The sequence below is a fragment of the Xenorhabdus sp. PB30.3 genome (assembly GCF_963895965.1).
Taxonomy (GTDB): domain Bacteria; phylum Pseudomonadota; class Gammaproteobacteria; order Enterobacterales; family Enterobacteriaceae; genus Xenorhabdus; species Xenorhabdus stockiae.
This window is the reverse complement of the sequence record NZ_CAWQMW010000138.1, coordinates 23,723-35,032: the sequence shown is the minus strand read 5'-3', so window position 1 is coordinate 35,032 and position 11,310 is coordinate 23,723. Positions and strand designations below refer to the sequence as shown.

At 41.8% G+C, this 11,310-nt stretch carries 9 protein-coding genes; 7 read left to right on the top strand and 2 right to left on the bottom strand.

Features of this window, described 5'->3' with window-relative positions; genetic code table 11:
• Positions 1 to 126 precede the first annotated feature (126 nt).
• From AACX38_RS12920 to AACX38_RS12910, 3 genes are all read left to right on the top strand, one after another.
• The gene (locus AACX38_RS12920) at positions 127 to 744 is read left to right on the top strand and encodes a hypothetical protein (protein ID WP_228864502.1); all 618 of its coding nucleotides are present in this window, start codon (positions 127 to 129) and stop codon (positions 742 to 744) included.
• A 306-nt stretch (positions 745 to 1,050) separates the two neighbouring features.
• Entirely contained in the window at positions 1,051 to 1,725 is a 675-nt protein-coding gene (locus tag AACX38_RS12915; protein WP_304957219.1) for a sugar phosphatase, read from the top strand.
• A gap of 123 nt (positions 1,726 to 1,848) precedes the next feature.
• On the top strand, positions 1,849 to 3,678 hold the full coding sequence (locus AACX38_RS12910; protein ID WP_228864504.1) for an SLC13 family permease: 1,830 nt from the start codon (positions 1,849 to 1,851) through the stop codon (positions 3,676 to 3,678).
• A 132-nt stretch (positions 3,679 to 3,810) separates the two neighbouring features.
• On the opposite strand, the gene yfbR is transcribed toward AACX38_RS12910, so the two are convergent.
• Both yfbR and AACX38_RS12900 read right to left on the bottom strand, forming a co-directional pair.
• Positions 3,811 to 4,392, bottom strand: a complete 582-nt coding sequence (gene yfbR / locus AACX38_RS12905) for a 5'-deoxynucleotidase (protein ID WP_228864501.1) — start codon at positions 4,390 to 4,392, stop codon at positions 3,811 to 3,813.
• Between the two features lie 137 nt (positions 4,393 to 4,529).
• Positions 4,530 to 5,747 (bottom strand): pyridoxal phosphate-dependent aminotransferase, encoded by a 1,218-nt coding sequence (locus AACX38_RS12900; protein WP_099108391.1) that lies wholly within the window; start codon positions 5,745 to 5,747, stop codon positions 4,530 to 4,532.
• Positions 5,748 to 6,548: 801 nt separating this feature from the next.
• Between AACX38_RS12900 and hexA the strand changes: the two genes are divergently transcribed.
• The 4 genes from hexA (at position 6,549) to nuoC (ending at position 11,309) form a co-directional block, all read left to right on the top strand.
• Positions 6,549 to 7,523, top strand: coding sequence for a transcriptional regulator HexA (gene hexA / locus AACX38_RS12895; RefSeq protein ID WP_099108390.1), 975 nt, complete (start codon positions 6,549 to 6,551; stop codon positions 7,521 to 7,523).
• 709 nt (positions 7,524 to 8,232) lie between these two features.
• Positions 8,233 to 8,706, top strand: coding sequence for an NADH-quinone oxidoreductase subunit A (locus AACX38_RS12890; RefSeq protein WP_099121151.1), 474 nt, complete (start codon positions 8,233 to 8,235; stop codon positions 8,704 to 8,706).
• 15 nt (positions 8,707 to 8,721) lie between these two features.
• On the top strand, positions 8,722 to 9,396 hold the full coding sequence (locus AACX38_RS12885) for a NuoB/complex I 20 kDa subunit family protein (protein ID WP_099108389.1): 675 nt from the start codon (positions 8,722 to 8,724) through the stop codon (positions 9,394 to 9,396).
• A 113-nt stretch (positions 9,397 to 9,509) separates the two neighbouring features.
• Complete coding sequence (nuoC, locus tag AACX38_RS12880; protein ID WP_228864500.1) at positions 9,510 to 11,309, top strand: NADH-quinone oxidoreductase subunit C/D; 1,800 nt, start codon at positions 9,510 to 9,512, stop codon at positions 11,307 to 11,309.
• The last annotated feature ends 1 nt before the right edge of the window (position 11,310 follow it).

Genomic DNA, 11,310 nt, shown 5'->3' with positions numbered 1-11,310 from the left:
GAAATATTGTTTTGTTACTGTCATGGGAAGCACTTATTGAATTTGTTTTTGATGATGGAATTGAAAGTGATTCTGGAAAATTAATTTCATAAAATATTTGCTTTATATTAATATGAGGGAATTGTTATGATGAAATTATATTCTATGATTTTTTTTATTATAGTATCATTGTTTCAATATGCTAATGCGACTGAAGTGATCAAAGGGGATTTTGATCGTTTTGAAAATTTTACATTAAAATTTAAAAATAACTCTTCAGATAGAACGCTAACAATAGATAATGTAGAACCCAAGTGTATGTTTGGGGAAGATAAACAACCTATTACTTTGAAAGCTGGCGATAAACATAATGAGAGTTTTAGCGATAGTAACTCAGGTGATTGTATAGCTAAGAATAAATCTATAGAGTGGAATATATCGTCTGATGATGGGGGTTCTTGTTCTATTGAGTTGGATCATTATTATAATGATACTGGCTGGTATGTTTATTTTCATAAAAAGAGTGAGTGCGCTAATTTTAATATTAGTGCTACATGTGATGAATCAAATTGTTTAGAGTACACCGTTCGTTTTTATCCTGATACTTATTCGATTAACATTGCCCTTAATATCATAAAAAATGATCCACCTTCACCTTCATCTCCACCTTCTTGTGATGATTGTTTTGATCCTCCGTGTCCTCATGGGTGGAAAATTGGTGGTTTTGGCGGTGGGGGATGTTGCCCTAACCATGCAATATGCTAGATTTTTTCTTTACAATAATATTGTTGAATTAGAGGTAAATAAAATTTAATTAAGTTGTCACTGAGAATTCTTTTTTTATTAAAGAGTTTTTTAGTGGCAACTTTTAGATTTTATTGGAGGAAGAATATTATCATATTGCATATGTGCGATTTTATTTGGATTTTAAGGTCATGCTTTAAATGCTCAGGAGGCGATAAAGGATAAATGGAATTGGTGCTTTAATTTTTTTATCTTCGCCAGTACTATCTGAACTTAGTTGAGATTACACTAATTATTAACACATAACTGAGTTTAAAGGAGTTGGGTTTGGAGCTGAAATGTAGAGGTTTTTTATTTGATTTGGATGGTACGCTGATCGATTCACTGCCTGCTGTTGAACGGGCATGGATTAAATTCGCAGATAAACTGGGTATTGATCACGATGAAGTGCTGAACTATGTGCATGGCACACCTGCATTATTATCAATACGCCATTTTATGCCTGATGCCACAGAAGAAGAGATTATCAGTACTTTTAAGTGGATTGAAAAAATCGAAACAGAAGATATGGAAGGCATTACTGCCTTGCCCGGTGCTATTGCCCTGATTGATAAATTAAATGCACTGGAGATCCCGTGGGCAATCGTTACCTCAGGAACGATCCCGCTTGCTTCTGCCCGTCATAAAGAGGCTGAGTTACCAGAGCCAGCCCATTGGGTGACGGCTGAATCGGTCAAAAACGGTAAACCAAATCCTGAGCCTTATTTGCTGGGAGCACAAAAATTAGGGCTACTGCCGGAAGAATGTGTGGTTTTTGAAGATGCCATCGCCGGTATTCATGCCGGATTAGATGCAGGCTGTCAGGTTGTGGTTGTTCATGATGAACCGGGAGTTCCCCGCCGTGATGAAACTCATATGACTGTCACTAATCTGGAAGATATCGAAATTGTTAAATCTGGTGGTTATGTAACGATTCATCAAATGAATCAGGAAGTTTGTTGATCGTTTGTTGATCTGAGCCTAAGACTTGCCCGGATAAAACAGGTTTAATGACCTCAGTATAGGTTTTTGTTGAACATCCCCAGCCTGCTTGTTGGCGGGCTGGCATTTTTGATAGAGGCTGTATTGAATACTGAACTGTTATGGGTATTGACCCTGTTATTAGTCGCGATTGTCCTTTTTACAACTAATAAAGTCAGAATGGATGTCGTGGCTTTGTTGGTTATTACTGCTTTTGTACTGAGTGGTACGCTTTCCTTAAATGAAGCCACTATCGGTTTCAGCGATCCTAACGTTTTATTGATTGCAGCACTGTTTGTCATTGGTGAAGGACTGGTGAGAACGGGTGTGGCCTATCAGATGGGAGACTGGCTGGTTAGGGTAGCGGGTAACAGTGAAACTAAAATGCTGGCTTTACTGATGTTATCCGTTGCAGGACTGGGTGCTTTCATGAGTTCTACGGGTGTTGTAGCCATTTTTATTCCGGTTGTTTTAAGTGTGGCAGCCAGAATGCAGACTTCATCCGGGCGGTTAATGATGCCATTAGGGTTTGCCGGCCTTATCAGCGGTATGATGACGCTGGTTGCAACACCACCGAATATGGTGGTGAATAGCGAACTGGTGCGTGAAGGGCTGCAAGGTTTTGGTTTCTTTTCCATTACACCTATCGGAATTTTAGTTTTACTGGCGGGAATTATTTATATGTTATTCGTCCGCCGTTGGCTGGGAAGTAAAACACCGCCAAGACCTGATGAACGCTACCATCGTTCATTTCGTGATCTTATCCGTGATTATAAATTATCAGGGCGCGCCCGGCGCCTTGCTGTCCGGCAGAGTTCACCATTAATAGGCCATACTCTGGATGAATTAGGGTTACGAGCACGTTATGGGGCGAACGTAATTGGCATTGAACGCTGGAGAAAATTTCGCCGGGTTATGGTAGCAGCAACCGGCGAGACAGAACTGCGTCAACAGGATGTATTACTGGTGGATATGTCCGACAGTGATATAGATTTACGGCAATTCTGTAGTGAGCAACAGTTAGAACCCATGATATTACGCGGTGAATATTTTTCTGATCAATCCCGGGAAGTCGGAATGGCAGAAATCTCCGTGATCCCTGAATCGGATTTACTGGGGCAATCACTACGCAGTATGAAATTCCGTACCCGCTATGGATTAAATGTGGTAGGTATTCGGCGTAGTGGTAAGGCTCTGGCTGGTAAGCTGTTTGATGAGCCTTTGTTGCTGGGTGATACTTTACTGGTAATCGGTGACTGGAAGCTGGTGCGGGAGCTGAGAACTAAAGCACCGGACTTTATTATGCTGAATTTACCTGTTGAAGTAGAAAGTGCCGCACCAGCTGCATCTCAGGCTCCTCATGCTTTGTTTTGCCTTGCGCTAATGGTGGCGATGATGCTGACCAATGAAATTCCTAATTTTATTGCCGCTTTGATCGCCTGCTTGCTGATGGGGCAATTTCGCTGTATTGATATGGAGAGTGCTTATCGTGCCATTCACTGGCCAAGCATTATCCTGATTGTTGGTATGATGCCATTTGCGCTGGCACTACAAAAAACCGGCGGGATTGATTTGATTGTCAGCGGATTAATGGATATTGCCGGTAATATGGGCCCACGTGCCATGCTGGTCTGTTTATTTATTCTTTGCGCGGTTATTGGGCTATTTATTTCCAATACAGCAACTGCGGTATTAATGGCACCCATTGCGATTGCAGCAGCCAAACAGATGGCAGTATCTCCTCTTCCTTTTGCAATGATTATTGGAGTCGCGGCTTCGGCGGCATTTATGACGCCGGTTTCTTCTCCGGTTAATACGTTGATATTAGGGCCGGGTGGATATCGTTTTGCCGATTTTCTGAAACTGGGTGTGCCTTTTACATTGGTTGTCTTAGCCATTAGTGTGGCTGTTGTGCCTGTTCTTTTTCCTTTCTGAGTATTTTTGTTGGCTAAGTATCTTGAAATTTATTGAATAATAATTGCGTGATGCATTTTGAAATAGACTGAATAGATATCAGGCAGCTTAATAAGAATATTAAGCTGCCTGATTTTTTATATATAGCTGTTTTTATAGACTAATTTCATCAAGGGAAAGGCTAAAACTCGGAACAAATACGGTTATGAAATAATCCATTTCCTGACTGTGGCGTTTTTCTAATGTTTTTTCCAGCCTGATTTTGGCCTGATTAAATTCAGAATTACCAGCGGATAATTCTTCCAGACATTTTAAATAAGCGCATATTGCATCAGCCTGTTTAATAATATTAGTTTCTTCTTCAGTATGATATTGATCATCTAAAATAGAACGAAAATCATTTTGTAATTCAATCGGTAACATATCTAATAATTTATGTTGGGCGATTTTTTCTATTTTTTTATATTCATGAGCAATTTGAGGATTGTAGTATTTTATTGGGGTTGGCAAATCCCCGGTAATAACTTCACTGGCATCATGATACATTGCTAATATTGCAATTCGTTCTGCGTTGATATTCGCATTAAATTTACGGTTTTTTATTATTGCTAAGGCATGTGCAACAAAAGCAACCTGTAAACTATGTTCTGAAACATTTTCTGTGCGTACGTTACGCATAAGAGGCCAGCGATTAATCAGTTTAAGGCGGGATAACTGGGCGAAAAAATGGCTCATAATCTTCTCTTACAATGAAACAGGGTGATTATGATTGTGGGCGTTGGTTGGGAGGAAGTAAACCCACAGCCTTCAAGCTGCAGCTTTATTGGCTGCATCCTGAAGGGTATGAAATATATAACTAATTTATTTTTATATTATTTTTGCCGGTAATTGCCAAGGAAGCGGGCAAATTTTTCAATGGCCATTTGCAGGTCTGCGGTATGTGGCAGTGTGACAATACGGAAGTGATCCGGTTCCGGCCAGTTAAAAGCTGTTCCCTGAACTAATAATACTTTTTCCTGTAACAAGAGATCCAAAACCATCTTCTGGTCATCATAAATATTGAAACGTTTTGTATCAATTTTAGGGAACATATAGAGAGCACCCATCGGCTTCACACAGGAAACTCCGGGGATCTGGTTAATTAATTCCCAGGCATGGTTGCGCTGCTCATAAAGACGCCCGCCCGGAAGAATGAATTCACTAATACTTTGATAACCACCGAGTGCGGTTTGAATAGCGTGCTGCATCGGCACATTAGCGCAAAGGCGCATAGATGCCAGCATTTCCAGCCCTTCGATATAACCTTTCGCCTGTTTTTTCGGGCCGTTCAGTACCATCCATCCCTGACGGAAACCCGCAACACGGTAGGTTTTTGACAGTCCATTAAAGGTGACGGTAAAAAGATCCGGTGCCAGTGCAGCGATGGAATGGTGCTGGGCTTCATCGTACAGGATCTTGTCGTAAATTTCGTCCGCGAAAATAATCAGGTTATGCTGGCGGGCAATTTCCACGATTTCCAGCAGGAGTTCTTTACTATATACCGCGCCAGTTGGGTTATTCGGGTTAATGATGACGATACCACGGGTACGAGGGGTGATTTTACGGCGGATGTCATCTAAATCAGGGAACCAGCCTTGTTGCTCATCACATAAATAATGGACAGTTTTACCACTGGAGAGAGAGACGGCAGCAGTCCAGAGCGGGTAGTCAGGAGCCGGAACCAGCATTTCATCACCGGTATTTAGTAAAGCCTGCATAGACTGAACAATAAGTTCAGAAACACCATTACCGATAAAGATATCTTCAACGGTAACATCCAGCATATTCCGCGCCTGATAATGTTGCATGATCGCTTTACGCGCTGAGTACAGGCCTTTCGAATCAGAATAGCCCTGGGCAGTTGGCAGATTGCGGATAACATCAACTAAAATTTCATCAGGTGCTTCGAAACCAAATGGCGCCGGATTACCAATGTTTAATTTCAGTACTTTATTCCCTTCCTCTTCAAGCCGTTTGGCTTCTTTAAGAGCGTTACCTCGAATGTCATAGCAGACATTATCTAATTTGCTGGATTTATTAATGGAAAACATAGGATGCCTTAACCTTTTTCTTGGCAAAAGTGGATTTTATCCGGCTTACAAAAAATCTAATGTTCAATGTACTCCTCTCTGTCAGTCTTTTGAAGAGCCTATGATATCTTTGGTTAAAACGGTTGTTTTAAAGTCTAATGGATAAGCCTGCTGTCTAAAAACATGAGTTTATTTAGTTTATAGTTCCTGTTGTTTTGTATATGTCGGAACTTAATTCTATATAATGAGGTGTTTTTAGTTGGCGAACTGTTAAAAGATAAGGAATGATGCTGATTTTTAGTTTAAATCATAAAGGAAGGCTGAATTGTCAATAAAAGTAAGATAATTTGTATAATGTATTCTTATAATTTATCTTTGCCGACATAAAATTAATTAAGGTTTTTATCTTAGATACTTCGAGAATCTTTTTGAATTTTTACCTGTAACATTTTCATGACTTTTCAATAAAAGCATTAATTCATTAAAAATACTAATATTGTTTGCTTTGGTTAAGTTTTGCGAATTGAAGTTATGTTATTCTTTGAAGCAAGTCAGAAAAAGACTATTTGTACTGGAAATTGGTGGTTATGTAAGGTAAATAGGTTTTATACCTAGCCATTAATTCAGTGATTGCATAAATTTTGTTAAGAAAGGAGAAAATAAAACCCATGATGATATAAGTAGTAAAAAAATGCAGTAAACCTTTGCCCTCTTTAATAGAGTAGAGTAGTGTCAGAATTGGTATTATTTTATTTGATACTGCTGAAGTAAAAACACCAGGTTAGTTAGTAATTAAAATCAAAAAAAAGTGATGAATAAACAATGATAAATGCAAATCGTCAGATAATAAACCTCGATCTCGATCTGCTAAGGACTTTCGTTGCCGTTGCTGACTTAAATACTTTTGCAGCAGCAGCAGCAGCAGTTTGCAGAACGCAATCGGCTGTTAGTCAGCAAATGCAACGTTTGGAACATTTAGTGGGCAGAGAATTATTTGCTCGCCACGGACGTAATAAGCTCCTTACCGAGCATGGGCTTCAACTTCTTGGTTATGCACGCCAAATCCTGCGTGCTAATGACGATGCTACCGCATCATTGACATATAATGATGCAGACGGAGAACTCAGAATTGGAGCGTCTGACGATACAGTCGATACTCTGCTTCCTTTCCTGTTAAACCGTATTGCTTCTGTCTATCCGCGTATTGCTGTTGATGTACGTATTAAACGTAGTCAATTTATTGAAAGTATGCTGGATAACCATGAAATTGATTTAGCATTAACCACAGCAAAAATTAATCATCATCCTAGTACTGTACTTCGTTCTTCACCGGTATTGTGGCACTGTGCGCCTGACTTCCAGTTACAGGTGAATGAGCCGGTTCCTCTGGTTGTGATGGACGAAACGAACACTTTCCGTCAAATCGCACTTGATACTCTTGATATGAGTGGTATTCCGTGGCGTATTGCCTATGAAGCTGCATCCTTATCCGCTGTTCGCTCTGCTGTTAATGCAGAGGTTGGTATTACTGCCCGTCCTTTGGAAATGCAGAATGCTGACTTAAGAATTTTGGGTGAGAGTGAAGGGCTGCCGCGTTTGCCTGAAATACAGTTCTTCTTGTATCGAAACAGTAATGAACAAAATGAATCAGTTCTGACAGTTTTTGATGCTATAGAAAATAAGAAAACACCTTATACCGTGACATCCATTGAATCAGATGAAACAGATGATATTGATGAATCTGATGACTCTCTTGAATCCATTGAAGAATCCTCAGTCGAAAATATAAACGAGTAATATTACGTGTGTTTTATAGGCTAATATTTCCATTTTATTTGTGGAAATATTAGCCTGTTTCTAAATATATATTAATAACCTTTTCCTGTTTCCATTCTAATTGCTGATATTTACTGTCAGAAATATCCCTTATTAATTTTATTATCCTTTCTAATTTTAGTTAATGTAATGTTTATTTGTTAACAACTTTCATTTTTTAAACTGATAAAATAGATCTATTTTCAGAAATAGTCGTGTAATTAAACTCAAATTGTTTCTTTTAGAAACAGTCCATTAATGGTTGAATGAAAATTGTTCTGTTGTTGAATGTTTTTCAATGAAACTGTGCACTTGATCATAAAAATATCCCCCCCTGTACAGTGGAAAGACAGGTTTTTCCTGAGATAATAGTGTAGTAAAGTCGAGTTATCGGTTAGACTAGTTATAGTGTGTTGTTAGTTTTTTGTCCTACTGACACGTTTTAGCGATACACCAGCACAATTCGTTAATCAAAAGTTTGTGCTTTGTAAAATAAATTAGTAAGCATATTTGTCGTAACTGACAAAATTGTTGAGAGGAATAAAAACCAAAATGATCCATGCCTTTCAAGAGATTGATTAGCACTGTTTCAGATTTGGTTGTTATCCCTTCCCATGAATCGATGTGGTGCAACACTGCCGGTTAAAAGAGCAGACACCTTGACACCACTTTTGATGAGTAAGCAACGAGTATGTCTACATCTACTGGAGTTTTGGCCCATAACTGGGCATTTGCGATTTTCTTGATAGGTGCTCTTGGATTGGCTGCGTTCATGTTACTGGGAGCGTACTTTCTTGGGGGCAGAGCAAAAGCCAGAGCAAAACACGTCCCTTATGAATCGGGTATCGATTCTGTCGGCAGTGCCCGTCTACGTCTGTCGGCGAAATTTTATCTGGTTGCCATGTTTTTTGTCATCTTCGATGTTGAAGCCCTTTACTTATACGCGTGGTCAGTCTCTATCAAAGAGAGTGGCTGGCTGGGCTTTGCCGAAGCAAGTATTTTCATTTTGGTCTTATTAGCAGGCCTGGTTTATCTGGCTCGCATCGGAGCACTGAACTGGACACCCGCACGTTCAAGACGTCAGGTTAGTCATTCCAGTGCTGATGTTCATACCGCTGATGTCAGTACCACCAATGTTAATACCAACAACAGTCAAATGCAGTAATAGCGAGGCATAAAGATGGATTATACGCTCACCCGCATAGATCCGAACGGTGAGAATGACCGTTACCCCCTGCAAAAGCAGGAGCTTGTCAGCGATCCTCTGGAGCAGCACGTCCACCGTAGTGTCTATATGGGTAAATTAGAACATGCTCTGCATGACATGGTGAACTGGGGAAGAAAGAATTCCCTGTGGCCTTATAACTTTGGCCTTTCCTGTTGTTATGTAGAAATGGTGACGTCTTTTACCGCAGTTCATGACGTTGCCCGTTTCGGCGCTGAAGTACTGCGGGCATCTCCCCGTCAGGCTGATTTCATGGTTATCTCAGGTACATGCTTTGTCAAGATGGCACCTGTGATCCAGCGTTTATATGACCAGATGCTGGAGCCTAAGTGGGTTATTTCGATGGGAGCCTGTGCAAACTCAGGCGGAATGTACGACATTTATTCTGTAGTGCAGGGAGTTGATAAGTTTATTCCCGTCGATGTCTACATTCCCGGCTGTCCACCGCGCCCTGAAGCCTATATGCAGGCACTGCTGTTATTGCAGGAGTCTATTGGCAAAGAGCGCCGCCCGCTGTCATGGGTCGTTGGTGATCAGGGGGTTTACCGCGCAAATATGCAATCAGAAAGAGAACGGAAGCGTGGTGAACGTATCGCAGTGAAAAACCTGCGTACCCCAGATGAAATTTAAGGCTTTTAGCCGCTATTTTAAGGCTTTTTAGCCATAAAAATAACCAGAGCAATGTCGTAACTCAAGATTATGTTGCGATCACATTAAACCCTGATCAAGCGTTGTGGTGAAGAATGATGACAGATCAGATAGCGCAAGAAAGCGTACGGCCTGCTTGGGAAACCAGAGATCACATTGATGATCCGGTCGTAAGTGAGCTTAATCGCCAATTTGGCCCTGATGCGTTTACTGTCCAGCCTACCCGCACTGGTATGCCGGTTGTCTGGATTAAGCGGGAACGGTTAACGGAAGTAATCACGTTCCTGAGAAAGTTGCCCAAACCTTATGTCATGCTGTTTGATTTGCATGGCGTTGATGAGCGTCAGCGTTCTCACCGGGAAGGTCTGCCGGCGGCAGATTTTTCGGTGTTTTATCACCTGCTTTCCATCGAGCGTAATCGTGACATTATGTTGAAAGTCGCACTTGATGAGAAAGACCTGAATATCCCGACTATCACGTCAATTTTCCCGAATGCCAATTGGTACGAACGTGAAACGTGGGAAATGTTCGGCATTACATTTAATGGTCATCCGAATTTACGTCGTATTCTGATGCCACCCACTTGGGAAGGTCATCCGTTGCGTAAAGAGTATTCAGCTCGCGCCACGGAATTCGATCCTTTCATGTTGACCAAACAGAAAGAAGATCTGGAAATGGAAGCCCTGACTTTCAAACCAGAAGAGTGGGGCATGAAGCGTGGAACCGAAAATGAGGACTTCATGTTTCTTAACCTCGGGCCAAATCACCCGTCAGCGCATGGTGCATTCCGCATCATTCTTCAGCTTGATGGTGAAGAGATCGTTGATTGTGTTCCTGACATCGGCTACCACCACCGCGGTGCGGAAAAAATGGGTGAGCGTCAGTCATGGCACAGTTACATTCCTTATACCGACCGGATTGAATATCTGGGGGGATGCGTTAACGAAATGCCTTATGTACTTGCGGTTGAAAAACTGGCGGGTATTGAGGTGCCTGAGCGTGTGAAAGCGATCCGCGTCATGCTGTCTGAACTGTTCCGCATCAACAGCCATCTGCTTTATATCAGTACTTTTATTCAGGACGTTGGTGCGATGACCCCCGTGTTCTTCGCCTTTACTGACCGCCAGAAGGTTTACGATGTTGTTGAAGCCATTACTGGCTTCCGTATGCATCCGGCCTGGTTCCGTATCGGTGGTGTTGCTCATGACCTGCCACGAGGCTGGGATAAACTGCTGCGTGACTTGCTGAACTGGCTGCCGAAACGTTTGAATTCCTATGTCAAGGCGGCGCTGAAAAACAGTGTCCTGAAAGGGCGTTCTGTCGGTGTTGCTGCCTACAATGCGAAGCAGGCACTGGACTGGGGCGTGACAGGCGCGGGTCTGCGTGCAACCGGTATTGAGTTTGATGTGCGCAAATGGCGTCCTTATTCCGGTTATGAAAATTTCGACTTTGAAGTACCGGTTGGTTACAACGGCGATTGTTATGACCGCGTGATGCTGAAAGTGGAAGAGATCCGTCAGAGTATGCGCATCCTTGAGCAGTGTCTGAAATATATGCCGGAAGGCCCGTTCAAGGCTGATCATCCACTGACCACGCCGCCGCCAAGAGAGCGCACCCTGCAACATATCGAAACCATGATTAACCACTTCCTGCAAGTGTCATGGGGGCCGGTCATGCCAGCCAATGAATCATTCCAGATGATTGAGGCGACTAAGGGTATCAACAGCTATTACCTGACCAGTGATGGTAGCACCATGAGTTACCGTACCCGTATCCGCACACCGAGTTTCGCACATTTACAACAGATCCCTTCGGTGATCCGCGGCAGTCTGGTTTCTGACCTGATCGTTTATCTGGGTAGTATCGATTTTGTTATGTCTGATGTGGATCGCTAAC

Bases quoted from the DNA above. Each gene is read 5' to 3' on its own strand.
- hexA (WP_099108390.1), top strand. From the start codon at position 6,549: ATGATAAATGCAAATCGTCAGATAATAAACCTCGATCTCGATCTGCTA.
- yfbR (WP_228864501.1), bottom strand. From the start codon at position 4,392: ATGAGCCATTTTTTCGCCCAGTTATCCCGCCTTAAACTGATTAATCGC.
- nuoC (WP_228864500.1), top strand. From the start codon at position 9,510: ATGATGACAGATCAGATAGCGCAAGAAAGCGTACGGCCTGCTTGGGAA.
- AACX38_RS12920 (WP_228864502.1), top strand. From the start codon at position 127: ATGATGAAATTATATTCTATGATTTTTTTTATTATAGTATCATTGTTT.
- AACX38_RS12900 (WP_099108391.1), bottom strand. From the start codon at position 5,747: ATGTTTTCCATTAATAAATCCAGCAAATTAGATAATGTCTGCTATGAC.
- AACX38_RS12890 (WP_099121151.1), top strand. From the start codon at position 8,233: ATGTCTACATCTACTGGAGTTTTGGCCCATAACTGGGCATTTGCGATT.
- AACX38_RS12885 (WP_099108389.1), top strand. From the start codon at position 8,722: ATGGATTATACGCTCACCCGCATAGATCCGAACGGTGAGAATGACCGT.